General features: G+C 71.6%; 24 protein-coding genes. 19 read left to right on the plus strand and 5 right to left on the minus strand.

All coding sequences use genetic code 11. The features are described from left to right. Positions 1–205: transposase (locus tag B124_RS26050; RefSeq protein WP_496505395.1), on the plus strand; the 205-nt coding region annotated here is incomplete at its 5' end. 70 nt (positions 206–275) lie between these two features. Here B124_RS26050 and B124_RS26055 read toward each other — a convergent pair. After that, entirely contained in the window at positions 276–1,013 is a 738-nt protein-coding gene (locus tag B124_RS26055) for a C40 family peptidase (RefSeq protein WP_496505457.1), read from the minus strand. A gap of 807 nt (positions 1,014–1,820) precedes the next feature. Here B124_RS26055 and B124_RS26060 point away from each other — a divergent pair. The 14 genes from B124_RS26060 to nuoN all read left to right on the plus strand — a co-directional run bounded on the left by B124_RS26060 (position 1,821) and on the right by nuoN (position 17,899). Then, positions 1,821–2,180: an NADH-quinone oxidoreductase subunit A gene (locus B124_RS26060; protein WP_496505396.1), complete on the plus strand. Its 360-nt coding sequence runs from the start codon at positions 1,821–1,823 to the stop codon at positions 2,178–2,180. Positions 2,181–2,192: 12 nt separating this feature from the next. After that, on the plus strand, positions 2,193–2,747 hold the full coding sequence (locus B124_RS26065; protein WP_496505397.1) for a NuoB/complex I 20 kDa subunit family protein: 555 nt from the start codon (positions 2,193–2,195) through the stop codon (positions 2,745–2,747). Beyond that, positions 2,744–3,484, plus strand: coding sequence for an NADH-quinone oxidoreductase subunit C (locus tag B124_RS26070; protein WP_496505398.1), 741 nt, complete (start codon positions 2,744–2,746; stop codon positions 3,482–3,484). Before B124_RS26065 ends, B124_RS26070 begins: the two co-directional genes overlap by 4 nt. After that, positions 3,481–4,809 (plus strand): NADH-quinone oxidoreductase subunit D, encoded by a 1,329-nt coding sequence (locus B124_RS26075; RefSeq protein WP_496505399.1) that lies wholly within the window; start codon positions 3,481–3,483, stop codon positions 4,807–4,809. The genes B124_RS26070 and B124_RS26075 overlap by 4 nt, the downstream gene beginning before the upstream one ends. A 47-nt stretch (positions 4,810–4,856) precedes the next feature. Further along, on the plus strand, positions 4,857–5,573 hold the full coding sequence (gene nuoE / locus B124_RS26080) for an NADH-quinone oxidoreductase subunit NuoE (RefSeq protein WP_496505458.1): 717 nt from the start codon (positions 4,857–4,859) through the stop codon (positions 5,571–5,573). Then, on the plus strand, positions 5,573–6,919 hold the full coding sequence (gene nuoF / locus B124_RS26085) for an NADH-quinone oxidoreductase subunit NuoF (RefSeq protein ID WP_496505400.1): 1,347 nt from the start codon (positions 5,573–5,575) through the stop codon (positions 6,917–6,919). Before nuoE ends, nuoF begins: the two co-directional genes overlap by 1 nt. Further along, the gene (locus B124_RS26090; RefSeq protein WP_496505401.1) at positions 6,916–9,387 is read left to right on the plus strand and encodes an NADH-quinone oxidoreductase subunit G; all 2,472 of its coding nucleotides are present in this window, start codon (positions 6,916–6,918) and stop codon (positions 9,385–9,387) included. The genes nuoF and B124_RS26090 overlap by 4 nt, the downstream gene beginning before the upstream one ends. A 52-nt stretch (positions 9,388–9,439) precedes the next feature. Further along, positions 9,440–10,828, plus strand: coding sequence for an NADH-quinone oxidoreductase subunit NuoH (gene nuoH, locus B124_RS26095; RefSeq protein ID WP_496505402.1), 1,389 nt, complete (start codon positions 9,440–9,442; stop codon positions 10,826–10,828). Further along, positions 10,821–11,438 (plus strand): NADH-quinone oxidoreductase subunit NuoI, encoded by a 618-nt coding sequence (nuoI, locus tag B124_RS26100; RefSeq protein WP_496505403.1) that lies wholly within the window; start codon positions 10,821–10,823, stop codon positions 11,436–11,438. Before nuoH ends, nuoI begins: the two co-directional genes overlap by 8 nt. Continuing rightward, positions 11,435–12,319, plus strand: coding sequence for an NADH-quinone oxidoreductase subunit J (locus B124_RS26105; RefSeq protein WP_496505404.1), 885 nt, complete (start codon positions 11,435–11,437; stop codon positions 12,317–12,319). Before nuoI ends, B124_RS26105 begins: the two co-directional genes overlap by 4 nt. A gap of 115 nt (positions 12,320–12,434) precedes the next feature. Then, positions 12,435–12,734 carry an NADH-quinone oxidoreductase subunit NuoK gene (gene nuoK / locus B124_RS26110; protein WP_496505405.1) on the plus strand — a complete coding sequence of 100 codons (300 nt, stop codon included), beginning with the start codon at positions 12,435–12,437 and terminating at the stop codon, positions 12,732–12,734. Between the two features lie 12 nt (positions 12,735–12,746). Beyond that, positions 12,747–14,648 (plus strand): NADH-quinone oxidoreductase subunit L, encoded by a 1,902-nt coding sequence (gene nuoL / locus B124_RS26115; protein WP_496505406.1) that lies wholly within the window; start codon positions 12,747–12,749, stop codon positions 14,646–14,648. Positions 14,649–14,652: 4 nt separating this feature from the next. Continuing rightward, positions 14,653–16,263 (plus strand): NADH-quinone oxidoreductase subunit M, encoded by a 1,611-nt coding sequence (locus B124_RS26120; RefSeq protein ID WP_496505407.1) that lies wholly within the window; start codon positions 14,653–14,655, stop codon positions 16,261–16,263. Then, positions 16,256–17,899 carry an NADH-quinone oxidoreductase subunit NuoN gene (nuoN, locus tag B124_RS26125; RefSeq protein WP_496505408.1) on the plus strand — a complete coding sequence of 548 codons (1,644 nt, stop codon included), beginning with the start codon at positions 16,256–16,258 and terminating at the stop codon, positions 17,897–17,899. Before B124_RS26120 ends, nuoN begins: the two co-directional genes overlap by 8 nt. Positions 17,900–18,058: 159 nt before the next feature. Here the strand turns inward: nuoN and B124_RS26130 are convergent, their stop codons facing one another. Further along, a complete protein-coding gene (locus B124_RS26130) occupies positions 18,059–19,291 on the minus strand; it encodes a fumarylacetoacetate hydrolase family protein (RefSeq protein ID WP_496505409.1) in 1,233 nt (410 codons plus the stop codon). A 188-nt stretch (positions 19,292–19,479) separates the two neighbouring features. On the opposite strand from B124_RS26130, the gene B124_RS26135 reads away from it, so the two are divergent. Together B124_RS26135 and B124_RS26140 are read left to right on the plus strand one after the other, a co-directional pair. Continuing rightward, complete coding sequence (locus B124_RS26135) at positions 19,480–20,490, plus strand: polyprenyl synthetase family protein (RefSeq protein ID WP_496505410.1); 1,011 nt, start codon at positions 19,480–19,482, stop codon at positions 20,488–20,490. Between the two features lie 220 nt (positions 20,491–20,710). Then, positions 20,711–21,946 carry a LolA family protein gene (locus B124_RS26140; RefSeq protein WP_496505411.1) on the plus strand — a complete coding sequence of 412 codons (1,236 nt, stop codon included), beginning with the start codon at positions 20,711–20,713 and terminating at the stop codon, positions 21,944–21,946. Between the two features lie 77 nt (positions 21,947–22,023). Here the strand turns inward: B124_RS26140 and B124_RS26145 are convergent, their stop codons facing one another. Next, positions 22,024–22,479 carry a VOC family protein gene (locus tag B124_RS26145; RefSeq protein WP_496505412.1) on the minus strand — a complete coding sequence of 152 codons (456 nt, stop codon included), beginning with the start codon at positions 22,477–22,479 and terminating at the stop codon, positions 22,024–22,026. 20 nt (positions 22,480–22,499) lie between these two features. On the opposite strand from B124_RS26145, the gene B124_RS26150 reads away from it, so the two are divergent. Both B124_RS26150 and B124_RS26155 read left to right on the plus strand, forming a co-directional pair. Further along, positions 22,500–23,120 carry a CGNR zinc finger domain-containing protein gene (locus tag B124_RS26150; RefSeq protein WP_496505413.1) on the plus strand — a complete coding sequence of 207 codons (621 nt, stop codon included), beginning with the start codon at positions 22,500–22,502 and terminating at the stop codon, positions 23,118–23,120. An 18-nt stretch (positions 23,121–23,138) separates the two neighbouring features. After that, complete coding sequence (locus B124_RS26155; RefSeq protein WP_496505414.1) at positions 23,139–23,594, plus strand: NUDIX domain-containing protein; 456 nt, start codon at positions 23,139–23,141, stop codon at positions 23,592–23,594. A gap of 83 nt (positions 23,595–23,677) precedes the next feature. On the opposite strand, the gene B124_RS26160 is transcribed toward B124_RS26155, so the two are convergent. Then, positions 23,678–24,463, minus strand: a complete 786-nt coding sequence (locus tag B124_RS26160; RefSeq protein WP_496505415.1) for an APH(3'') family aminoglycoside O-phosphotransferase — start codon at positions 24,461–24,463, stop codon at positions 23,678–23,680. Beyond that, positions 24,460–25,800: a hypothetical protein gene (locus B124_RS26165; protein WP_496505416.1), complete on the minus strand. Its 1,341-nt coding sequence runs from the start codon at positions 25,798–25,800 to the stop codon at positions 24,460–24,462. Before B124_RS26165 ends, B124_RS26160 begins: the two co-directional genes overlap by 4 nt. Between the last annotated feature and the right edge of the window lie 75 nt (positions 25,801–25,875).

A 25,875-nucleotide genomic window follows, 5' to 3' on the forward strand; every position in this document is an offset into this window, starting at 1 on the left:
CGCTGGCGTCGAGGGCACCATCTCCCAGGGCGTCCAAGCCTTCGGCCTGCGCAGATCCCGCTACCGCGGCCTCGCCAAGACCCGGCTCCAGCACCACTTCACCGGCGCCGCCATCAACCTCGCCCGCATCGACGCCTGGCTCACCGGCAGGCCCCTCGCCCGCACCCGCGTCTCACCCTTCGCAGCACTCCGCCCCGCTGGATGAGATCCAGCGGGGCGGATTAACCAACAGCGTCGCCACCGGCGGGGGGCTCTCGTGTCGTGCCGATACGGGCTCAGAGGACCCTGGCGGCCGAGGTGGGCATGTAGTACGACATTTCCTGGATCACCACGCCCTTCGACGGGTTGGCCGCGTCCAGGTACTTGCCGTCGCCGATGTACACGGCCACGTGGTACGCCGAGCCAGTGCCGCCCCAGAAGACCAGGTCGCCCGGCTGGACGTCGGAGACCGCGACCGGGGTGCCGACCGTGGACTGCTCCGCGGCCGTGCGGGGGAGTTCCACGCCCACGGTGCGGAACGCCGCCTGGGTCAGGCCCGAGCAGTCGTACGAGGACGGGCCTGTGCCGCCCAGGACATACGCCCTGCCGACCTGGGCGTTGAGGAAGTCCAGCACCGTGCCGACGCTGCCCGACGCGGCCGGGGCCGCCGCGGGGGTCTCGGCGGCCGGGGCGGAGTCGGCGGCGGGTGCGGCGGCCGTGGCGAGTTCTTCGCGCTCCGCGGCGCGGGCTGCCGCCTGCTCGCGGGCGCGCTCCTCGGCGGCCTCGCGGGCCTCCGCCTTCTTCTTGGCCTTCGCCGCCGCCTTACGGGCGTCGTCGGCGGCCTCCTCCGCGTCCGTGCGCAGTTCGAGGCGCAGGGCCGCGGTCTGGGTGGCGTCGGCGCTCTGCTCGACGCCGGTGGCGAGCGCCGTGCTCACGTTCACGGCGGGGAGTTCTGCGGTCGACTCGGTGGCCGTCGACCCGGCCGTCCTGCTGGAGTCGGCGAGGGCGGGAGCGGACGCCGCCGTCGCGACCATCGTGCCGAGGGCGCCACCGGCGACTCCGGTGCGGACGACCCACGCGGGGGTCTGCCGGCGCCGGGGTTTCCGGTGGCTGGGTATGTGCGGTTTACGGGACATGAACACCAGCGCTATCAGGCGTAAGGTCCGTGTTTCAACAGTCGTGGGATGCGCCACACTTGGCGCGCCGGCCTGCGAAATGAGGCATTTGAGTGGTCTGTTCCCCGAGCGATGACCGGTGCCGGGCGGCCCGCGCGTCGTTACCTGCGCGATACGCACGGGATTTGGGCCGGCCGCCGAACGTTGCCGGACGGTTATCATTTCTTCCGCCGCAAGCCAAGCAACGGCTCCCGCTCCGAACTCGTGCTGTGGCCCACATCACTCGGATCCGTTTCCGCGGCGCGTGCTCCCCGCGGGGACGGCCGAAGGCGCGTACGCACGCCGCAGGACGCTCGAATATCACTTGAGCGTGCGGGCGCTCGAATTCGCCTCCCGCCGGCCCCGGTGAAATCCCCGTACCCGGAGCTCTCCACTGCCACCTCGCTGACCTGCAGCTTCATGGCGGCAGCAGCGATCCGGTGATCATCGCATCGCGCCGCGTGACCCGCCCCGTCGGCATTCGCCCGTCCGGCCGGTCCCCGGGTGGTAAGGATCACGAAGTCGAAGGGGACCCCGGTGTCACAGATCACAGGCCAGGGGGCATAAGATGCCCATCAGTAGGGCTTGTGAACTGCCTCACATGTACGTGATCTTGGTGGGGCGGGAACGCGAGTCCGGTGTGGACTGGCAGGCAGTCATCGTCGACTGGAGAGGAGCGGGGCAGCGGTGAACCAATACACGCCGATCCTCGTGCTCGGAGCCATTGCGGCGGCCTTCGCGGTGTTCTCCGTGGTCACGGCGGCGCTCGTGGGTCCCAAGCGCTACAACCGGGCCAAGCTCGACGCCTACGAGTGCGGCATCGAGCCGACGCCGGGGCCGGCCGGCGGCGGTCGCTTCCCGGTCAAGTACTACCTGACGGCGATGCTGTTCATCGTCTTCGACATCGAGATCGTCTTCCTCTACCCCTGGGCCGTCTCCTTCGACGCCCTGGGGATCTTCGGGCTCGTGGAGATGCTGCTCTTCGTGCTCACTGTCTTCGTCGCCTACGCCTACGTGTGGCGGCGCGGCGGACTGGAATGGGACTAGGAGGCACCACGAATGGGACTTGAGGAAAAGCTCCCGAGCGGGTTCATCCTGAGTACGGTCGAGGAACTCGCAGGGCTGTCACGCAAGTCGTCGGTCTTCCCCGCGACGTTCGGCCTGGCCTGCTGCGCGTTCGAGATGATGACCGCCGGCGCCGGCCGCTACGACCTGGCGCGCTTCGGCATGGAGGTCTTCCGAGGCTCGCCCCGCCAGGCCGACCTGATGATCGTCGCCGGTCGGGTGAGCCAGAAGATGGCGCCGGTGCTCCGCCAGGTGTACGACCAGATGCCGAACCCCAAGTGGGTCATCTCCATGGGCGTCTGCGCCTCGTCCGGCGGCATGTTCAACAACTACGCGATCGTGCAGGGCGTCGACCACGTCGTGCCGGTCGACATCTACCTGCCCGGCTGCCCGCCGCGCCCCGAGATGCTCCTGGACGCGATCCTCAAGCTGCACGAGAAGATCCGCCACGACAAGATCGGCGTGAACCGCGAGGAGGCGGCCCGGGAGGCCGAGGAGGCCGCGATGAAGGCGCTGCCGACGATCGAGATGAAGGGTCTTCTCCGGTGAGTGCGGAGAGCACGGACGGGGTCAACCCCGACCAGGACGTGAACGCCGAGAACCTGCCGGGGCGGCGCGGCGACCACGGCGAGACCATCCGCGTCCAGCGCGGCATGTTCGGCGCCGTCAACGGCGGCGACACCTCCGGCTACGGCGGGCTGGTGCGCAGCGTCCGGCTGCCCGGCGAGTCCGTACGGCCGTACGGCGGCTGGTTCGACGAGGTCGCCGACGAGCTGGAGGGCGCCCTTGAGGAGCAGGGGCTGGTCCCCGAGAACGTCATCGAGAAGACCGTCGTCGACCGCGGCGAGCTGACCTTCCACGTCGACCGCCAGTACCTGCCGCGCGTGCTGCGGACCCTGCGCGACGACCCGGCGCTGCGCTTCGAGCTGTGTACCGGCGTCTCCGGCGTGCACTACCCCGACGACAAGGGCCGCGAGCTGCACGCCGTGTACCACCTGCGCTCGCTCACCCACACCCGGCTCCTCCGGATCGAGACCAGCACGCCCGACGCCGACCCGCGCATCCCGTCCGTCGTGGACGTCTACCCGACGAACGACTGGCACGAGCGCGAGGTCTACGACTTCTTCGGCATCGTCTTCGACGGCCACCCGGCGCTGACCCGGATCTTCATGCCCGACGACTGGCAGGGCCATCCGCAGCGCAAGGACTACCCCCTCGGCGGCATCCCCGTCGAGTACAAGGGCGCCCAGATCCCGGCTCCCGACCAGCGGAGGTCGTACCGATGAGCACCACCCACGCGACCGGGGCGGCCCGGGAGACCACCGAGGGCACCGTCTACACCGTCACCGGCGGCGACTGGGACGAGGTCGTCGAGTCGGTGCACCGGGCCGACGACGAGCGGATCGTCGTCAACATGGGCCCCCAGCACCCGTCCACCCACGGCGTGCTGCGGCTCATCCTGGAGATCGACGGCGAGACCGTGACGGAGTGCCGGTGCGGGATCGGCTACCTGCACACGGGCATCGAGAAGAACCTCGAGTACCGCACCTGGACCCAGGGCTCCACCTTCGTGACCCGCATGGACTACCTGACCTCGTTCTTCAACGAGGCCGCGTACTGCATGGCGGTCGAGAAGCTGCTCGGCATCACCGACGACGTGCCCGACCGGGCCACGGTCATCCGGGTGCTGCTGATGGAGCTGAACCGGATCTCCTCCCACCTGGTGGCCATCGCCACCGGCGGCATGGAGCTGGGCGCCACCACGGTCATGATCTACGGCTTCCGCGACCGCGAGCTGGTCCTCGACCTGTTCGAGCTGATCACCGGCCTGCGGATGAACCACGCGTTCATCCGCCCCGGCGGCCTCGCCCAGGACCTGCCCCCGGGCGCGGTGGACTCGATAAGGGAGACGGTCAGGACGCTCCGCAAGAACTTCCCGGAGTACGACAAGCTGGCCACCAACAACCCGGCGTTCAAGGCCCGGATGCAGGGCATCGCGCACCTGGACCTGGCCGGCTGCATGTCCCTGGGCATCACGGGCCCGGTGCTGCGCGCCACCGGGCTGCCGCACGACCTGCGCAAGACGGACCCGTACTGCGGCTACGAGACGTACGACTTCGACGTCCCCACCGCCGACACCGCCGACGCCTACGGCCGCTTCCTCATAAGGCTGGAGGAGATGCGCCAGTCACTGCGGATCGTCGAGCAGTGCGTGGACCGGCTGGAGCCGGGCCCGGTGATGGTCGCCGACAAGAAGATCGCCTGGCCCGCCCAGCTCGCGCTGGGCCCCGACGGCCTCGGCAACTCGCTGGATCACATCAAGAACATCATGGGCACCTCGATGGAGGCCCTGATCCACCACTTCAAGCTGGTCACCGAGGGCTTCCGGGTGCCGCCGGGGCAGGCGTACGTGGCGGTGGAGTCCCCCAAGGGCGAACTGGGCGTCCACGCCGTCAGCGACGGCGCCACCCGCCCGTTCCGGGTGCACTTCCGCGAGCCGTCGTTCGTGAACCTGCAGGCCATCGCGGCCATGACCGAGGGCGGCCAGGTTGCCGACGTGATCGTGGCGATCGCGTCGCTCGACCCGGTGCTGGGAGGCGTCGACCGATGACGACAGCAGAACGCGACCCGGGGAGCCAGGCGGCCGTCTCGCTGGGCATGCCCCAACTGCCGGCCCCGGACTACCCGGCCGAGGTGCGCGAGCGGCTGGCCGCGGACGCCGGGGAGATCATCGCCCGCTATCCGGACAGCCGCTCCGCGCTGCTGCCGATGCTGCACCTGGTGCAGTCGGAAGAGGGCCACGTCACCCGCACCGGCATGCAGTTCTGCGCCGAGATGCTCGACCTGACCGCCGCCGAGGTGACCGCGGTCGCCACCTTCTACACCATGTACCGGCGCAAGCCCTCCGGCGACTACCAGGTCGGGGTCTGCACCAACACGCTCTGCGCGGTCATGGGCGGCGACGCCATCTTCGCGGAGCTGCAGGAGTACCTGGGCGTCGGCAACCAGGAGACCACCGAGGACGGCAAGGTCACCCTGGAGCACATCGAGTGCAACGCCGCCTGCGACTTCGCCCCCGTGGTGATGGTCAACTGGGAGTTCTTCGACAACCAGACGCCCGAGTCCGCCAAGCGGCTCGTGGACGACCTGCGCGCCGGCAACGACGTGCACCCCACCCGCGGCGCGAAGCTGTGCACGTTCAAGGAGACGGCCCGCATACTGGCCGGCTTCCCCGACGAACGCGCCGGCGCCGTCGCCGAGTCCGGCGGCGCGGGCCCCGCCTCGCTCGCCGGGCTGCGCATGGCCAAGGGCGAAACGGCACCGGGCCCGGGTCGGGTCGTCGGGCCGCGAGACGGTGAAGGAAAGGGCGCGTGATGACCGTCGACTCGCCGGAGAAGCTGCTGACCCCGGTGCTCTCCGCCTTCTGGGACCACCCCGAGTCCTGGACCCTGGAGACGTACCGCCGTAACGAGGGCTACGAGGGCCTGCGCAAGGCGCTCGCGATGCCGCCCGACGACGTCATCGCGTACGTCAAGGACGCCGGTCTGCGCGGTCGCGGCGGCGCCGGCTTCCCCACCGGCATGAAGTGGCAGTTCATCCCGCAGGGCGACGGCAAGCCGCACTACCTCGTCGTCAACGCCGACGAGTCGGAGCCGGGCACCTGCAAGGACATCCCGCTGCTCTTCGCCAACCCGCACTCCCTCATCGAGGGCATCGTCATCGCCTGTCACGCGTTCCGGTCCAACCACGCGTTCATCTACCTGCGCGGCGAGGTCGTGCCGGTGCTGCGCAGGCTGCACGAGGCCGTCCGGGAGGCGTACGCCGCCGGCTTCCTCGGCAAGAACATCCTCGGTTCCGGACTCGACCTGGACGTCACGGTGCACGCCGGCGCCGGCGCGTACATCTGCGGCGAGGAGACCGCGCTGCTCGACTCGCTGGAGGGCCGCCGCGGGCAGCCCCGGCTGCGTCCTCCCTTCCCCGCCGTCGAGGGCCTGTACGCGTGCCCCACTGTGGTGAACAACGTCGAGTCCATCGCCTCTGTTCCCTCGATCATGAACAAGGGCAAGGAGTGGTTCCGCACGATGGGCAGTGAGAAGTCCCCGGGCTTCACGCTGTACTCCCTCTCCGGCCACGTCGCCCGCCCCGGCCAGTACGAGGCGCCGCTCGGCATCACGCTGCGCCAACTGCTCGACATGGGCGGCGGCATGCGCCCCGGCCACCGGCTGAAGTTCTGGACCCCCGGCGGCTCGTCCACCCCGATGCTCACCGCCGAGCACCTGGACGTCCCCCTCGACTACGAGGGCGTCGGCGGCGCCGGCTCCATGCTCGGCACCAAGGCGCTGCAGTGCTTCGACGAGACGACCTGCGTGGTGCGGGCCGTCACCCGCTGGACCGAGTTCTACGAGCACGAGTCCTGCGGCAAGTGCACGCCCTGCCGCGAGGGCACGTACTGGATGGTCCAGCTCCTCCGCGACATCGAGGCGGGCAAGGGCGCGCTGGACGACCTCGACAAGCTCAACGACATCGCCGACAACGTCAACGGCAAGTCGTTCTGCGCCCTCGGCGACGGCTCCGCCGCGCCGATCTTCTCCTCGCTGAAGTACTTCCGCGAGGAGTACGAGCAGCACATCAACGGCGGCGGCTGCCCCTTTGACCCGGCCAGATCCACCGCCTGGGCCGACACCCCCGGCTCCACGACCCACCAGGAGGTGACCGCGTGACCGTCACGGAGCCGGAGAAGGCGCCCGAGAAGCCTGTCGCTCCGGAGAACATGGTCACGCTGACCATCGACGGCGTCGAGGTCAGCGTGCCCAAGGGCACCCTGGTCATCCGGGCCGCCGAGCAACTCGGCATCGAGGTCCCGCGGTTCTGCGACCACCCGCTGCTCGACCCGGTCGGCGCCTGCCGGCAGTGCATCGTCGAGATCGAGGGCCAGCGCAAGCCGTCGGCGTCCTGCACCATCACCTGCACCGACGGGATGGTGGTCAAGACGCAGCTCACCTCCGACGTCGCCGAGAAGTCGCAGCGCGGCGTCATGGAGCTGCTGCTCATCAACCACCCGCTGGACTGCCCGGTCTGCGACAAGGGCGGCGAGTGCCCGCTGCAGAACCAGGCGATGTCCGCCGGGCAGGCCGAGAGCCGCTTCGACGGCCAGAAGCGCACCTTCGAAAAGCCCGTGCCGATCTCGGCGCAGGTGCTGCTCGACCGCGAGCGCTGCGTGCTGTGCGCGCGCTGCACCCGGTTCTCCAACCAGGTCGCGGGCGACCCGATGATCGAGCTGCTGGAGCGCGGCGCGCTCCAGCAGGTCGGTACGGGCGAGGGCGTGCCCTTCGAGTCGTACTTCTCGGGCAACACCATCCAGATCTGCCCGGTCGGCGCACTCACCTCGACGATGTACCGCTTCCGCTCGCGCCCCTTCGACCTGGTCTCCTCGCCGACCGTCTGCGAGCACTGCGCCGGCGGCTGCGCCACCCGCACCGACCACCGCCGCGGCAAGGTCATGCGGCGGCTCGCCGACAACGACCCCGAGGTCAACGAGGAGTGGATGTGCGACAAGGGCCGCTTCGGCTTCCGCTACGCGCAGCTCCCCGACCGGCTCACCCACCCGCTGGTCCGCGACGAGAACGGTGAACTGCAGCCGGCGAGCTGGCCCGAGGCGCTGCGCGTCGCGGCCACCGGCCTGGCGGCGGCCCGCGGCCGGGCGGGAGTGCTCACCGGCGGGCGGCTGACGCTGGAGGACTCCTACGCGTACGCGAAGTTCGCGCGCGTCGGGCTCGACACCAACGACATCGACTTCCGCGCCCGGGTGCACAGCGCCGAGGAGACGGAGTTCCTGGCCGCGCGGATCGCCGGCAGCGGACGCGGCATCACCTACGGCGACCTGGAGAAGGCGCCCGCGGTGCTGCTCGCCGGCCTGGAGGCCGAGGAGGAGGCGCCCGGCGTCTTCCTCCGGCTGCGCAAGGCGTGGCGGAAGAAGGGCCTGAAGGTCTACGCCATCGCCCCCTTCGCCACCCGGGGCCTGACGAAGGCCGGCGGCACGCTGCTGCCGGCCGCCCCCGGCACCGAACCGAGCTGGCTCGACGCCCTCGGCTCCGGCGCCGGCCTCGGCGAGGACGGCAAGGCCGCGTCCGACGCGCTGCGCCAGGAGGGCGCGGTGATCCTCGTCGGCGAGCGGCTGGCGGGGGTACGCGGCGCGCTGTCCGCCGTGGTACGCACCGCGGAGGCCACCGGCGCCACCCTCGCCTGGATCCCGCGCCGCGCCGGCGAGCGCGGGGCGATCGAGACCGGCGCGCTGCCCGGGATGCTGCCCGGCGGCCGGCCCGCCACCGACACCGAGGCGCGCCGCGAGACCGCCGCCGCCTGGGGCCTGGCGGAACTGCCGCACGCGGCGGGCCGCGACACCGGCGGGATCCTCGACGCGGCGGCGGCCGGTGACATCGGCGCGCTGCTCGTCGGCGGCGTCCAGGTCAGCGACCTGCCGGACCCGGCGAAGGCCCGCGAGGCGCTGGACCGGGCGGAGTTCGTGGTCAGCCTGGAGCAGCGGCCCAGCGAGGTCACCGAGCGGGCCGACGTGGTCTTCCCGGTGGCCGCCGTCGCCGAGAAGCAGGGCACGTACCTCAACTGGGAAGGCCGCCCCCGGCCGTTCGAGGCCGCGCTGAAGCCGGACCAGATGACCCGCCGCGTCGCGCCCGCCGACCAGCGGGTGCTGCACATGCTCGCTGACGCCCTCGACGTCCACCTGGGCCTGCCCGACGCCCGTACGGCACGGGCCGAGCTGGACCGCCTCGGCATCCGCACCGCCGGCGCGCGCCCCGTGCCGCCGGACGAGCGGGCCGCGCCGCTGCCGCAGCCCGGCGCCGGCGAGGCGGTGCTCGCGGGCCACCGGCTGCTGCTCGACGAGGGCCGGCTGCAGGAGGGCGACGACGCCCTGGCCGCCACCCGCCACGAGGCGGCGGCCCGGCTGTCGCCCGCCACCGCCCAGGCCACCGGCGTCGCCGACGGCGACCCGCTTGCGGTCACCGGCCCGGCCGGCACGGTGACGTTCCCGCTGCGGGTCACGGCGGAGCTGCCCGATCAGGTCGTGTGGCTGCCACTGCAGTCGGCGACCCCCGGCGTGACGGCGGCCACGGGCGCGAACCCCGGCGACCTGGTCCAGGTTTCCGCCGTATCCAAGGAGGTCGAAGCGTGACTTCGATGCGGACGCGAACCTGCGTAGCTGCGTATACGACGGAGGTACGACGGTGATCGCAAGCGCACCAGCGGCGCACGGCGCGAGCGTCCTCGCCGCGGAGGATCTCGGCTACTTCGGGGGCGACCCCTGGTGGCTCATCCTCCTCAAGGCGGTCTTCTGCTTCGCGTTCCTGGTGGTGATGGTCCTCGCGGCCATCGTCATGGAGCGCAAGGTGCTGGGCTGGATGCAGTTGCGCATCGGCCCGAACCGGCACGGTCCCTGGGGCCTGCTGCAGTCGCTCTTCGACGGCATGAAGCTGATGTTCAAAGAGGACATCATCCCCAAGGGCGCCGACAAGTTCGTCTACATCCTGGCGCCGATCATCGCCACCGTCCCCGCCTTCATGGCCATCGCGGTCATCCCCTTCGGCCCGGCCGACAACCAGGTGTCGATCTTCGGGGAGCGCACCGCGCTGCAGCTCACCGACCTCCCGGTCGCCATGCTGTTCGTGCTGGCCACCGCGTCCATCGGGGCCTACGGCGTGGTCCTCGCCGGCTGGGCGTCCAACTCGACGTACCCGCTGCTCGGCGGTGTCCGCGCGACGGCCCAGGTGATCTCGTACGAGGTCGCGCTGGGCCTGTCGTTCGCCGCGGTGTTCCTCTACTCCGGGTCGCTGTCGACCTCGGAGATCGTCGCGGCTCAGGACGACCGCTGGTTCGGGGTACTGCTGCCGGTCTCGTTCCTCGTCTACATCGTCTCGATGATCGGCGAGGCGCACCGGCTGCCCTTCGACATGCCGGAGTCCGAGGGCGACCTGGTCTCCGGGTACTCCACCGAGTACTCGTCGATCAAGTTCGCGCTGTTCATGCTCACCGAGTACGTGCACATGATCACGCTGTCCGCGGTGGGCGTCACGCTCTTCCTCGGCGGCTGGCGCGCGCCCGCACCGATCAGCAGCGTGTGGGAGGGCGCCAACACCGGCTGGTGGCCGATGCTCTGGTTCTTCGGCAAGCTGCTCGCCTGCATGTTCATCTTCGTGTGGATGCGCGGCTCGCTCCCGCGGGTGCGCTACGACCAGTTCATGAAGCTGGGCTGGAAGGTCCTCATCCCGGTCTCCATGGTCTGGCTGATGCTGGTCGCCACCGTCCGGGCGCTGCGCAACGAGGACGTGGACTTCACCGAGATCGTGCTCTACATCGCCGGCGGGCTGCTGGTGATCCTGCTGCTGTCCTTCGTCGTGGACATCTTCCGCGACCGCCAGGACAAGGAGGAGGCCGCCCGCGTGGCGGCCCAGCCCAAGCCGGAGTTCGACCCGATGGCGGAGGGCTATCCCGTACCGCCGCTGCCCGGTCAGACCCTCCCGCCCGTGCCCCGCCGTCCCTCGCGCCACGAGCGCGAGCGTGAGCTGGTGGGCACGAACGGTCCCGGAGGCGACACTGAGGAGGCCGACAATGGCTGACGAGAAGAAGGACAAGCAGGGGTTCGTCAACCCGGTGGGCGGCTTCGGCGTGACCTTCAAGGCCATGTTCAAGAAGCGGCTGACCGAGCAGTACCCCGAGTACAAGAAGCCGACGGCGCCCCGCTTCCACGGCCGCCACCAGCTCAACCGGCACCCGGACGGGCTGGAGAAGTGCATCGGCTGCGAGCTGTGCGCGTGGGCCTGCCCGGCGGACGCGATCTACGTCGAGGGCGCGGACAACACCGAAGAGGAGCGCTACTCGCCGGGTGAGCGCTACGGCCGCGTCTACCAGATCAACTACCTGCGCTGCATCCTGTGCGGGCTGTGCGTCGAGGCGTGCCCCACCCGGGCGCTGACCATGACCAACGAGTACGAACTGGCCGACAAGAGCCGCGAGTCGCTCATCTACACCAAGGACGAGCTCCTCGCCGGCCTGCAGGAAGGCATGGTCGACTCGCCGCACGCCATCTACCCGGGGATGACGGAGAAGGACTACTACAGCGGTCTCGTCACCGAGGCCGCCCCGGGCACGGAACGCCAGGTCGCCGTCAGCAAGGGCGAGTCGGCGCAGGGGCCGGACCCGGAGCACGCCGAAGGAGTCCAGGCATGAACGCCCTCGCCCAGGTCGGCTACACCACCTCCACCGGGGAGGCGACCCAGTTCTGGGTGCTGGCCGTCTTCGCCGTCGCCGGTGCGCTGGGCACCGTGATGATGAGGAAGGCGGTGCACTCGGCGCTCTGCCTCGCCGGGACGATGGTGATCCTGGCGGTCTTCTACCTCGCCAACGGCGCGTACTTCCTCGGCGTCGTCCAGATCGTCGTCTACACCGGCGCGGTCATGATGCTCTTCCTCTTCGTGCTGATGCTCGTCGGCATCAGCGCGGCGGACTCGCTGAGGGAGACCATCAAGGGCCAGCGCTGGCTGGCGATGCTCTGCGGCATCGGCTTCGGCGTGCTGCTGATGGCCGGCATCGGCAACGCGAGCCTCGGCAGCTTCGAGGGGCTTGAGGAGGCCAACGCCGGCGGCAACGTCCACGGGCTGTCCGCGCTGATCTTCCGCGACTACGTCTTCGCCTTCGAGCTGACCGGCGCGCTGCTGATCACCGCCGCGGTGGCGGGCATGGTCCTCACCCACCGCGAGAAGACCGAGGGCACCCCGACCCAGCGCGAGCAGGCCGCGCAGCGCGTACGCGACGGTGTCCAGGTGCCGCCGCTGCCCGCGCCCGGCGTCTACGCCCGCCACAACGCGGTGGACATCCCGGCCCTGCTGCCCGACGGCACGCCGTCCGAGCTGACCGTCAACCGCACGCTGCGCGACCGCGGCCAGATCCGGGACGTCTCCGCGCAGGCGCTGGCGGATCTCGCGGCCATAGAGAAGCGCACCGCCGACTACCAGGGCAAGGCCCTGGAACCGGACACCGGCGAAGGCGACGGCAAGAACGCCGTCAGCGCCGGCACCGGTGGCACGGCCGGAAAGGGAGAGGGACAGTGAGCGACGCACGCGCGGCTGCCCAGCCGCACCCGACAGCGTGTCGTGACCTTCGCCGCGCGGGCGGAGATGGGGGCGCCCCCGGGACGAAGTCCCAGGGGGAGAACAAGGTGATGTCATGAACCCGGTCAACTACCTTTATCTCGCCGCGCTGCTGTTCACCATCGGCGCGGCCGGGGTGCTCATCAGGCGGAACGCCATCGTGGTGTTCATGTGCATCGAGCTGATGCTGAACGCCTGCAACCTGGCGCTGGTCACGTTCTCCCGGATGCACGGGAACCTCGACGGCCAGATCCTCGCCTTCTTCACCATGGTCGTCGCCGCCGCGGAAGTCGTGGTCGGCCTGGCGATCATCGTGTCGTTCTACCGCTCCCGCCACTCGGCTTCGGTCGACGACGCCGCTTTGATGAAGCTGTAAGGGGACGCACCAGTGGAGTCACTCATCGGATTGCTCGTCGCGGCGCCGCTGCTCGGCGCGGCGGTGCTGCTCTGCGGCGGGCGGAGGCTGGACCGTACGGGCCACTGGCTCGGCACGGCCCTGGCCTTCACTTCCTTCGTCCTCGGCCTGGCCCTCTTTGCCGACATGCTCGGCAAGGACGGCGAGGAGCGGGCGCTGCACAGCCACCTGTTCACCTGGATTCCGGTCGAGGGGTTCCAGGCGGAGGCGGCGTTCCAGCTCGATCAGCTCTCGATGACGTTCGTGCTGCTGATCACCGGCGTCGGCTCGCTCATCCACCTGTACTCCGTGGGCTACATGGAGCACGACGAGCGCCGCCGCCGGTTCTTCGGCTATCTGAACCTCTTCCTCGCGGCGATGCTGATCCTCGTCCTCGCGGACAACTTCCTCCTGCTGTACGTCGGCTGGGAGGGCGTCGGCCTCGCCTCGTACCTGCTGATCGGCTTCTGGCAGCACAAGCCGAGCGCGGCGACGGCGGCGAAGAAGGCGTTCATCGTCAACCGCGTCGGCGACGTCGGCCTGTCCATCGCGATCATGCTGATGTTCACCACCTTCGGCACCTTCGCGTTCGAGCCGGTGATGAACTCGGTCGGCGAGTCCAGCGAGGGCCGGATGACGGCCATCGGGCTGATGCTGCTGCTCGCGGCGTGCGGCAAGTCGGCGCAGGTGCCGCTGCAGTCCTGGCTGGGCGACGCGATGGAGGGCCCCACGCCGGTCTCCGCGCTGATCCACGCCGCGACGATGGTGACCGCGGGCGTCTACCTGATCGTCCGCTCCGGCGCGATCTTCGAGGCGGCGCCGGACGCGCAGCTCGTCGTCACGATCGTCGGCGCGGTCACGCTGCTCTTCGGTGCGATCGTCGGTTGTGCGAAGGACGACATCAAGAAGGCGCTGGCCGGCTCGACGATGTCGCAGATCGGCTACATGGTGCTGGCCGCCGGGCTCGGCCCGATCGGCTACGCGTTCGCGATCATGCACCTGGTGACGCACGGCTTCTTCAAGGCCGGGCTCTTCCTCGGCGCGGGCTCCGTCATGCACGGCATGAACGACGAGGTCGACATGCGCAAGTACGGGGGCCTCAGGAAGTACATGCCGGTCACGTTCGTCACGTTCGGCCTCGGCTATCTGGCGATCATCGGGTTCCCCGGGCTGTCCGGCTTCTTCTCCAAGGACGCCATCATCGAGGCCGCGTTCGCCAAGGGCGGTACGCAGGGCTGGATCCTGGGCGGCGCCGCGCTGCTGGGCGCGGCGATCACCGCGTACTACATGACGCGCGTGATGCTCATGACGTTCTTCGGCGAGAGGCGCTGGGAGCCGGACGCCGACGGCAACGAGCCGCACCCGCACGAGTCGCCGAAGTCCATGACGATCCCGATGATCGTGCTGGCGGTCGGCTCGGTCGGCGCGGGTGCGTTCTTCGACGTCGGTGAGCGGTTCGTCAACTGGCTGGAGCCGGTCACCGGCTTCGAGCACGGGCACCTGCCGGAGGGCCTGAGCGTCGGGATGGTCACCAGCGCCACCGTCGCCTGCATGGTGCTCGGCGTCGCGGTGGCCTGGCTGCAGTACGGCCGCCGCCCGGTCCCCGCCGCGGTACCGCGCGGCTCCCTGCTCACCCGCGCCGCCCGGCGCGACCTGCTGCAGGACGACTTCAACCACGTGGCGCTGGTCAAGCCCGGCGAGTACCTGACCCGCGGCCTGGTCTACCTGGACCACAAGCTGGTCGACGGCATCGTCAACGGAACCGCGGCGGCGTTCGGCGGGCTCTCCGCCCGCATGCGGCGGGTCCAGAACGGCTACGCCCGCAGCTACGCGGTCTCGATGTTCGGGGGCGCGGTGGTGCTCATCGCCGCCACCCTGCTGATGAGGGCGGTCTGAACCCATGGCTGATTCTTCCTTCCCGCTGCTGACGATCACCGCCGCTGTTCCCGCCGTGGGCGCGATCGCCACCGCCGCGGTGCCCGCGGCCAAGCGCGAGCTGGCCAAGGTGCTCGCGCTGGGCGTCTCGCTCGTGACGCTGGTGCTGGCGGCGGTGATCGCGGTCCGGTTCGACCCGGACGGCGACCGCTTCCAGCTCACCGAGTCGCGGGCGTGGATCGCCGACTTCGGGGTGAGATACGAGCTGGGGGTCGACGGCATCGCCGTCGTGCTGGTGGCGCTGACGGCGCTGCTGATCCCGTTCGTCATCCTCGCGGGCTGGCACGACGCGGACCCGGCCGGGAAAACGTCCTCGCGCTGGCGCCCCACCCAGGGCTTCTTCGCGCTGATCCTGGCCGTCGAAGCGATGGTGATCATAAGCTTCCTGGCCACGGACGTCTTCCTCTTCTACATCTTCTTCGAAGCCATGCTCATCCCGCTGTACTTCCTCATCGGAGGCTTCGGGGACAAGGCACACCAGCACGGCGAGGAAGAGGCGGCGCGGCAGCGCTCGTACGCGGCCGTGAAGTTCCTGCTGTACAACCTGGCCGGCGGCCTGATCATGCTGGCCGCGGTCATCGGGCTGTACGCCGCCACCAGCGACCAGCTCGACGCGGGCACGTTCTCGCTGCAGGAGATCCTGCGGGCGCGGGCCGACGGCGACCTGGACCTGTCGACGTCCACGGAGCGGCTGCTCTTCCTCGGCTTCTTCTTCGCCTTCGCGGTGAAGGCGCCGCTGTGGCCGCTGCACACCTGGCTGCCCAACGCGATGGGGGAGTCGACGGCCCCGGTCGCCGTGCTCATCACCGCGGTGGTCGACAAGGTCGGCACGTTCGCGATGCTCCGCTTCTGCCTCGGGCTGTTCCCGGAGGCGAGCGACTGGGCGACGCCGGTGGTGCTGGTGCTGGCGGTGATCAGCATCCTGTACGGCGCGCTGCTCGCCATCGGGCAGCGGGACATCAAGCGGCTGATCGCGTACGCCTCGATCTCCCACTTCGGCTTCATCATCCTGGGCATCTTCGCGATGACCAGCCAGGGCCACTCGGGCGCGACGCTGTACATGGTCAACCACGGCATCTCCACCGCCGCCCTGATGCTGGTCGCCGGGTTCCTCATCTCCCGGCGCGGCTCGCGGCTCATCGCCGACTACGGCGGGGTGCAGAAGGTCGCGCCGGTGCTCGCCGGCACGTTCCTGATCGGCGGCCTGGCCACCTTGTCGCTGCCGGGTCTGGCGCCGTTCGTCAGCGAGTTCCTGGTGCTGGTGGGCACGTTCAGCCGCTACCCGGCGATCGGCATCGTGGCCACCGTCGGGATAGTGCTGGCCGCGATCTACGTCCTCGTGCTGTACCAGCGGACGATGACCGGGCCGGTCGCCGAGAAGGTGGCGAAGCTGCCCGACCTGCGGGTGCGCGAGGTGCTGGTGGTGGCGCCGCTGATCGCGCTGCTCATCGGCCTCGGGGTGTACCCGAAGCCGCTCACCGAGATCGTCAACCCGGCCGTCGAGCACACCATGTCCGACGTGCAGAAGTCCGACCCGGAGCCGGACGTGAACCCTGTGGAGGCCGCGCATGAGTAGGGGTGTCCACAGCCTGTGGATGGCGCAGGACGGCGTCGACAAGATCGAGGCGCCGCACATCGAGTACGACCTGCTGGCGCCCACGCTGATCGTGGTCGGCGCGGCCGTCCTGGGCGTCGCCATCGAGGCGTTCGTCCCCCGGCGGCACCGCTACGTCGTGCAGGTCGGGCTCGCCGTGCTCGCCATGGCCGCGGCGTTCGGCGCCGTCATCACGCTGGCCGCGACCGGCCACGGCACCGACGAGGCGCAGACCGCCGCGATGGGCGCGCTGGCCGTGGACGGCCCGGCGCTCTTCCTGCAGGGCACCATCCTGCTGGTGGGCGTGCTCGCGGTGTTCACCTTCGCCGAGCGCCGGCTGGACCCGGCCGCGCACGGCAAGCAGGTCGACTCCTTCGCGGCGGAGGCCGCGGCCGTGCCCGGCGGCAAGGCGGAGCAGGCCGCGGTCAAGGCGGGGTTCACCACCACCGAGGTGTTCCCGCTGCTGATGTTCGCGACCGGCGGCATGCTCATCTTCCCCGCCGCGAACGACCTGCTGACGCTCTTCATCGCGCTGGAGGTCTTCTCCCTGCCGCTGTACCTGCTCTGCGCCGTCGCCCGCCGCAAGCGGCTGATGTCGCAGGAGGCGGCGGTGAAGTACTTCCTGCTCGGCGCCTTCTCGTCGGCGTTCCTGCTCTTCGGCATCGCGCTGCTGTACGGCTACGCGGGCAGCGTGAAGTACGCCGTCATCGCCGACGTCGTCGCGGGCAAGCCGCAGAACATGACGCCGGCGCTGGCCGACACCATGGGCAACGACGCGCTGCTGCTCATCGGCGGCGCCATGCTGCTGCTCGGCCTGTTCTTCAAGGTCGGCGCCGTGCCGTTCCACATGTGGACCCCGGACGTCTACCAGGGCGCGCCCACGCCCGTCACCGGCTACATGGCCGCGGCCACCAAGGTCGCCGCGTTCGGCGCGCTGCTGCGGCTGCTGTACGTCGTGCTGCCGGGGATGAAGTGGGACTGGCGGCCGGTGATGTGGGGGGTGGCGATCCTCACGATGGTCATCGGCGCCATCCTCGCGATCACCCAGACCGACGTGAAGCGGCTGCTCGCGTACTCCTCGATCGCGCACGCCGGCTTCATCCTCGCCGGTGTCACGGCGGCCAACGAGGAGGGCATCTCCTCGGTGCTGTTCTACCTGGCCGCGTACGCCTTCGTGACGCTCGGCGCGTTCGCCGTCATCACGCTGGTACGGGACGCGGGCGGCGAGGCGACGCACCTGTCGAAGTGGGCGGGGCTCGGCCGGCGTTCGCCGCTGGTCGCGGCGGTCTTCGCGGTGTTCCTGCTGGCGTTCGCGGGCATCCCGCTGACCAGCGGCTTCGCCGGGAAGTTCGCGGTGTTCAAGGCGGCGGCGGAGGGCGGCGCGACGCCGCTGGTCGTCGTCGGTGTCATCGCGTCGGCCATCGCCGCGTTCTTCTACGTACGGGTCATCGTGCTGATGTTCTTCAGCGAGCCGCGGCCCGAGGGCCCGGCGGTGGCCGTGCCGAGCGCCTTCACCGTCACCACCATCGCCGTCGGCCTGGCCGCGACCCTGGTGCTGGGCGTGGCTCCGCAGTACTTCCTGGAGCTGGCCGGGGACGCGGGGTTCTTCGTCCGCTAGGCCGCTCCGCGAGGGCCGGGGGCTCTGCCCCCGGGCCCCCGAGGGCTGGCGCCCGGGTCCGCGCCACGGGGGCCGGCGGCTGCGCCGGGCCGGGCGCCGGCAGGATCCCGGGGGCGCTGCCCCCGGATCCCGGCGCTCTGCTCCCCGACGGACGTCGGCTCAGCCTGCGGCGGCCGGCTTCACCTGGCCGGTGACCCCGCCGAGGGCGATCCGCACCCCGCGCGGGCCGGGGGCCCAGCCGTCGATCTCGACGACGTCCCCGTCCGCCAGCCACGGGCCCTCGCCCTTCGTCAACTCCAGCAGCGAGCCCACCTGATCGGGTTCCGGCCCGCTGACCGTGCCGGAGGCGTAGAGGTCGCCGGTGCGTACCGAGGCGCCGTTGACGGTCATGTGGGCCAACTGCTGCGCCGCGGTCCAGTACATCGAGGCGAACGGCGGCCGGGAGACGACCTCCCCGTTGATCCGTACCTCAAGGCGCAGGTCGTAGCCGTTGTCCGGCTCTCCTGCACCCGTGTCGTCGAGGTACGGCAGCAGCGGGTGCGTACGCTCCGGCGGCGCGACGCGGGCGGCTTCGAGGGCGTCGAGGGGGGTGATCCAGGTGCCGACGGACGTGGCGAAGGACTTCGCCTGGTGCGGGCCGAGGGGGCGCTGCTCCCAGGGCTGGACGTCGCGCGCGGACCAGTCGTTGACCAGGCAGACGCCGAAGACGTGGTCGCGGAAGGCGGTACGGGGCACGGGCGTGCCCATCCGCGACGGTACGCCGACGACGAAGCCCACCTCCGCCTCGATGTCCAGGCGGAGGGACGGGCCGAACACGGGTCCTGCGCCGTCGGCGCCCTTGCGCTGGCCGGCCGGGCGTACGACGGGCGTGCCGGAGGGGACGATCGTGCCGGACCGGCCGTGGTAGCCGATGGGCAGGTGCTTCCAGTTGGGCGTCAGCGGGTCCTCGGCGGGGCGGAAGATGCGGCCGACGTTGGCGGCGTGGTGCTCGCTGGCGTAGAAGTCGACGTAGTCGCCGACCTCGAACGGCAGGTGCAGCGCGATGCCCTCCAGCGCGTGCAGGTGCGGCTCGACGGCCGCGCGGTGCGCCGGGTCGGTCAGCCAGGCGGTCACCTCGGCCCGTACGGCCTGCCACACCGGCCGGCCCGCGGCCATCAGCGGCGCCAGCGTCCCGGCGGCGAGCAGCGCGGCGTGCGGGGAGCCGAGGGCCGCGGCGACGGCGGCGGTGTCCAGGACGGATGCGCCGTAGCGCACGCCGACGCGGGGGCTGGCGCCTGCGGGGTCCTTGCCGGCGGGGTCCGTGCCGGTGGGCACGGAGAAGACGCCGTACGGAAGGTTGTGCGGCCCGAAGGGATCACCTTCTGGCACGTCGAGCGGGCTGTGCTCGGACATCGCGGAGTCCTGCCTCATCGTGGTCGGTGGGCTGGGGACCTCAGGTTACGACCCCCAGGTCGGCCAAGGGGAAGCCGCCCGACGTGATCGTCGCGTGACCGGCTACGCTGCGCACGTGGTGCATGGTGCTGCTAACGACACATCGACAATCTGTTCCACGTGAACGTCTGCAGACAGGAGGAGCCCTCGTGACCGTGGTCGCGCCCTTGGGGCTCAGCGTTTCGGACCGAGCCCTGGAAGCCGATGTCGAGGCGGGGCTCGCGGCCGTCGAGGAAGGGCTTTTCGAGGCGACGAAGAGCGATGTGCCGTTCATTACCGAGGCCGCGCGGCATCTCGTCCGCGCCGGCGGCAAGAGATTCCGCCCGCTGCTGGTCATGCTCGCCGCGCAGTTCGGCGACCCGTACGCGCCGGGCGTCGCGCCCTCGGGCGTCGTCGTCGAGCTGACGCACCTGGCCACGCTCTACCACGACGACGTGATGGACGAGGCCGCCGTACGCCGCGGCGTACCCAGCGCCAACAGCCGCTGGGCCAACTCCGTCGCCGTCCTGACCGGCGACTTCCTCTTCGCCCGCGCCTCGCGGCTGCTCGCCGACCTGGGCCCCGAGATGGTCCGTATCCAGGCCCAGGCGTTCGAGCGGCTGGTCACCGGGCAGATCCTGGAGACCGCGGGGCCGGCCGAGGGCCGCGACCCGGTCGACCACTACCTGGAGGTCCTCGCCGGCAAGACCGGCTCGCTCATCGCCGTCTCCGGCCGCTTCGGCGCGCTGACGGCGGGCGCGGACGAGTCGGTGGTGGAGGTGCTGACGCAGTACGGCGAGCGCATCGGCATCGCCTTCCAGCTCGCGGACGACCTGCTGGACATCACCAGCGACGGCGCCGAGTCCGGGAAGACCCCGGGCACGGACCTGCGCGAGGGCGTCGCGACGCTGCCGGTGCTGCACCTGCGCGCCGCCGCCCAGCGCTACCGCAGGCCGGCGGACCTGGAGCTGGCGGCGCTCCTCGCCGACGACCTGACGGACGACGCGCGGCACGCGGAGGCCCTGGCCCGGCTGCGGGCCCACCCGGCGGTGGAGCAGGCCAGGCGGGACACCGTACGGTACGCGGCCGAGGCGCGGGCGATCCTGACCGCGCTGCCGGCCTGCCCGGCGCGGACGGCGCTGGAGGGGCTGTGCGACGCGGTGGTGGACCGGGCCGGGTAGCGGCGGGTCCGCGTCGGCGCCCAGTTGGATGCCCCGTACATCGATCAGGGTGAGTCCTCATTCCGGGCGGGTGCCGTCATACGACAGGAGTAATCGAAGGTGCGCCCACGGGCTGACGCCTTGGGCCGCCCGATTTGTTGAGATGGGTGATACGCCCCGTACGGCGTGCGAAGCAGTGGATGACTTTCCGCGGACCACCGCGGAGACGGAGGTACTTCCCATGGCACTGATCCCACCGGAGCGACCCGCCGACCCGGCCGAGGACCGCGCGGCGGAACTCGCCGCGGCCCGGCGCAGAAAGGCGGTGCGCTACGGGGTGCCCCTGGGTGTCGCGGGCCTCGCCGCCGCCACCATCGGCCTGGTGCCCGCGCTCGCCCAGGACGAGGGTCTTTCCGCGGCCGACGTGACGGCCGAGGAACTGATCACCAAGGCGCTGGCGTCGGAGGTCGAGTCGGTCGACGGCACGGTGAAGGTCAGCACGGACCTGGGCCTGCCGTCGATACCCTTCGGCGGCGGAGGCGGGGGCGCGGACCTCTCGCGGCTGCTCGCCGGCGACACCAAACTGCAGATCGCGGCCGACGGCCCGGAGAAGCAGCGGGTCACGCTGCCCGGGCCGGACGGCGACCACACGGTGGTGCACAACGGCGAGGACGTGTGGACCTTCGACGGCGACGCGGACGAGGTGTTCCACTCGACGGTCCCGGAGGGCGCCGGGAAGGGCTCTGCGGAGCACGACGGCTTCGCCCTCCCGAAGGACCTGAAGGACGCCACCCCGCAGGAGCTCGCGGAGCGGCTGCTGAAGGCCGCGGGCGAGACGACGGACGTGTCGGTCGCCGGCACGGCGCAGGTGGCCGGGCAGGACGCGTACGAGCTGCGGCTGACGCCGAAGCAGGACGAGTCCACCGTCCGGGACATCACCATCGCGGTGGACGCCGACAACGGCGTGCCGCTGCGGGTGGCGCTGACGGCGGACGACGGCAAGGCGGTCGTGGACGTCGGTTTCACGAAGGTCGACTTCAACAAGCCGGACGCGGACCTGTTCGCACCGCCGGCGGGCGCTGAGGTGACGGAGAGGGACCTGGGCGAGGACTTCGGCGGGGGCTTCGGAGGTGGCTTCGGCAAGGGCTTCGGCGGCGGCTGGGCCGGCGGCGAGGACTGGGCCGGCGAGGAGTGGGCCGGCGGCGGCCCGGCCGGCGGCGACTGGGCCGAGGGCGGCAGCCTCGCCGGCCTGGAGGACGTCAAGGTCCACGGCGAGGGCTGGGGCACGATCGCCGAACTCTCCCTCCCCGGTGGCACGCTGAGCGAGGACGGGGTCGGGGCCGCCCTCGACTTCTTCACGGACAAGACCGACGCCGGCCGGGTCTTCGAGAGCCGACTGGTGAACGTGCTGATCACGGACGACAAGGTCTACGTCGGCGCCGTCACCCCGGAGGCCCTCCAGGCCGCCGCGGACTGACCGCACCACCGACGCTCTCTCCAAATGAGGGCCGCCGCGCGCCTCACGGCACGCGGCGGCCCTCGCGCGTGTCCCGGTCAGTGGACACAGAACTCGTTGCCCTCCGGGTCGGCCATGATCGTCCACTCCCCGCCCTGCTCCTTGACGTGCCGCAGCACGGTCGCGCCCAGCTCCGCCAGCCTGGCCGTCTCCTCCTCGCGCCGGCCGGACTCGGGGTGGAGGTCGAGGTGGAGCCGGTTCTTGCCGGCGGGCTTGGGCTCGGGGACCTGGTTGAAGAGCAGCCGCCGGCCCAGGCCGGCGCCGGAGGCGGGGTCGTACGGGTCGTCGGGGTGCCGGACGGCGGCGGCGGTGCGCCAGGCGCGGCGGTCGCGGTGGCGGGTCAGCACGTCCTCGGGGATGGCGCCGGCGGTGCGGAGCTGCTCGATGAGCGGGCTGTTGTCCTCGACTTCGTACCCGAGGGCGGCGGCCCAGAAGTCGGCCTGGGCGTGCGGGTCGGTGGCGTCGATGACGACTTTCCAGTGCGTGGGAACCATGTACCGGTTATACTGGTTACGTGGTGGACGAGGCAAGCGCCCGCGCCCCGGGCATCGAGATGCGCCCCCCGGACGGCCAGGTCTTCCGCTTCGATCCGGGCGCGCTCAGCCTGGAGTTGCTGACCACGGGCGGTCCCGGCCCCTTCGCGCGGTACGAGGTGCTGCACACCCCCGCGGACGTCACGGCGTGGGCGGCGGCGAGCAGGCTCCGCCCGGCGCCGGAGCTGACGGTCACGGACGCCGGCGTCGCCGCCGTACGCCACCTGCGCGACGCCCTCTTCCGCCTCACCCGGGCCCGCGCCCACGCCGAACGCCTCCCCGCAGGGGACCTCGCCGCCCTCAACACCGCCGCGGCCCACCCCTCCCTGGCCCTCCGCCTCACCCCCGACGGCGCCGCCTCCTGGTCCCCCGGCCCGGCCACGACGGCCCACCTGCTCTCGACGGTCGCCCGCGACGCGGTGGACCTGTTCTCCGGCCCGTACGCCCACCGCATCCGCGAGTGCGCCGGCGACCGCTGCTACCTCCTCTTCGCCGACACCTCCCGTCCGGGCCGCCGCCGCTGGTGTTCGATGGAACGCTGCGGCAACCGCCACAAGGTCCGTGCCCTCAGAGCCCGCCGGGAGTCGGACGACCACCCCTGAAACCCCGAAAGGACGCGTGTGAAGCGAATCGTTGCCAGGGCGTGGAAACTCCTGCGCGGCTCCCTCCAGTGGCGCGTTCTCTGGCTCACGCAGGCCAAGTTCATGATCGGCGTGACGGGCGTGGTGCGGAACGAACAGGGGCAGGTCCTGCTGCTCAAACACCGCCTGTGGCCCGACGCCCGCCCCTGGGGGCTGCCGTGCGGCTACGCGGTCAAGGGCGAGGAGTTCGCGCAGACCGTCGTCCGGGAGGTGCGGGAGGAGACCGGCCTCGACGTCGTCCCGGGCCGGCTGGTCCAGGTGACCAGCGGCTACCGGCTCCGCGCGGAGATCGCGTACGAGGCGCTGCACGTGGGCGGGACCCTCAGGCTGGACGACTTCGAGATCCTGGCGGCCCAGTGGTTCAGCCCGGACGATCTGCCGGAGGGGCTGCAGGAGGCCCACGTCCGGCTGATCAGGGCGGGCGCGCCGGCCTGACGGCGGGCTGAGGGCTTGCTGATCCGGCCTGACGGCGGCCTGACGGCGGCCTGACGGCGGCCTGAGGGCGGGCTGAGGGCGGGTCAGCCCCAGGTAAGGGGGTCGAGGTGGAGGTAGAAGCGGAGGCGGTCGGGGTCGGGGGCCGTGCCGTAGCGGGTGGCGAAGGCGGCGTCCGCGGTGCGGGCTTCGGCCTCCGCCAGCCAGGTCTCGCGGGCGTTGGCGAGGAGCAGGGCCAGGTCGGCGTGGCGGTCGGCGAGTCCCAGGCGGCCCAGGTCGACGAAGCCCGCCACGTCCAGGGTGCCGGGGTCGAGGACGATGTTCGGCAGGGTGAGGTCGCCGTGGCAGACGACCGTGTCGGCCGCCGCCTGCTTCCGGCGCCGCGGGAGCTGCGGTTCGAGGAGGGCCAGCAACTCCGCGGCGGGGGTGTCCTGTTGCTCCTCGGGGAGGAAGTCGGGATTCACCGCGCCGCGGGCGACGACGTCGCGGGCCGTGGCCATCACGTCGTCCAGGTCCCTGCGGTACGGGCAGTCGGCGGCGGGCAGCGCGTGGAGGGTCCGTACGGCCTCGGCGATGCGGCCCCAGCAGGCCCGCAGGCCGTCGGGCGGCAGCCGGTCCGCGGGGACGCCGGGGACGGCGGCGGTGACCAGGCGGGCGCCGGTGGCGTCCTCGTGCCAGTCGAGGACGCGGGGTCCCGGTACGCCCTGGCCGGCCAGCCAGGCGACGCGGTCGCGCTCGGCGGCGAGCGCGGCGGCGCCGGCGGGGTCGGTCGCGGGCACGTGCTTGGCGTAGCGGGTGCCGTCCGCGCTGCGGAAGACGGCGGCTCCCGACTCGCCGCTGGTGACGGGCGTCCAGCCGCCGTCGTGCGTCATCCTCTGCGCTCCATCCGGTAGTGCAGCACCAGGAACGGGATGCCGAAGACGGAGAAGGCGTGCTCGGCGCGCAGCCGGCCGTCGTCCGTCACGTACACGTCGAGATGCTCGGCGAAGCCGTGCACGCCGAGGGTGGTCAGCTCGCGGGTCTCGGGGTCGATGTACGCGAGGTAGTGGCCGGGGTGGTCGGTGCCCGCGCGGGCGCCCGCGTGGCTGGTGAGGGTCAGGCCGCCGCCGGGGCGGGCGCGGGGGAGGAGGGTGGCGGTGAAGCTGGCGTGGGGGAGCGGGAACCCGACGCTGACGTAGCCGCGGTCGCCGTGCCGGTACGTGGTGTAGATGCCGACGTAGATGGGGTCGTCGGTGTCCGCGAAGGACCGGATCCAGCCGCGGACGGCGGTGGCCCCGGCCGGCCCGTCCGGGGCCGGCGTGATCGTGTCGATGCGGCTGCGCATGCCGCGCTGCACCTCGCGCTGGTTCATGGGCACGTTGGCCTGGCCGAGGGGCTGGGCGACGAGGGTGCGGTAGAGGAGGTAGCCGGGGCGGACCCAGAGCCGCCAGCGGGGTTCGATGTCGAGGGTGAAGCGGGCGGTGTGCTCATAGAACTCCCGCACCCGCGGGTCCACGTCGGCGGGGTCGAAGCCGGGTCCGGCGAGCGCGTCGAGGGACTCGACGATGCCGACATCGGGCGCGTCGGCGGTGTAGGTGCCGCCGAGGACGCCCGCGAGGTCACGTACGTACGAGGTGCCGACGTAGCCGGACCGCGCTTCGAGCGGCACGACGAAGGGCAGGTCCGCGGCGGGGACCTCCTCGGCGACGAGACTGACCTGCGCCTCCCGGAACACGAGCGCGGAGATGACCCGAAACGCCACAACAGCACCGGCGGCAACCGCGGCCCCCCGCGCGGCGACCCTCCCGGGTGCGGCGGAGCCGTGCCCGTGTTCGCGCAGCGCGACCGTGCCGCCCACCGCCGCGCCTACCACCGGGCCCAGCGCCACCTTCTGCGGCCGTATCCCCAGCGCCCCCGCCGCCGTGCCGGCCACCGTGCCCACCGTCACCGGGCCCGCGCCCGTCAGCCGGGTGACCGCCCAGCCCGCGGCGGCGGCCAGCGCGCCGCTCGTGGCGATGCGCTGCCACAGCGCGGGGATCTCACCCGGCCGCTGCCGCACCCGGGAGACCGCCTCGGCCACCCCGAGGCCGACCGCCCCGGCCGCCGCGCCCGCGGCCACCGCACGGGCGCCGCGGCCACCGGCGAGCGCGGCACCCGCGAGCGCGCCCATGACCCCCGCGGTCCCCACCTGCCCCGGCAACTTCGACTCGACCACCCGCTTGCTCGCCATCCCCGCAGCCTACGCGCGCCTTCCCGGCCGGCCCCCGCCGCCGTGGGCGGCGGACGTACGCGACCGTGGCGCCTT

It is taken from the genome of Streptomyces sp. CNP082 (assembly GCF_059570535.1).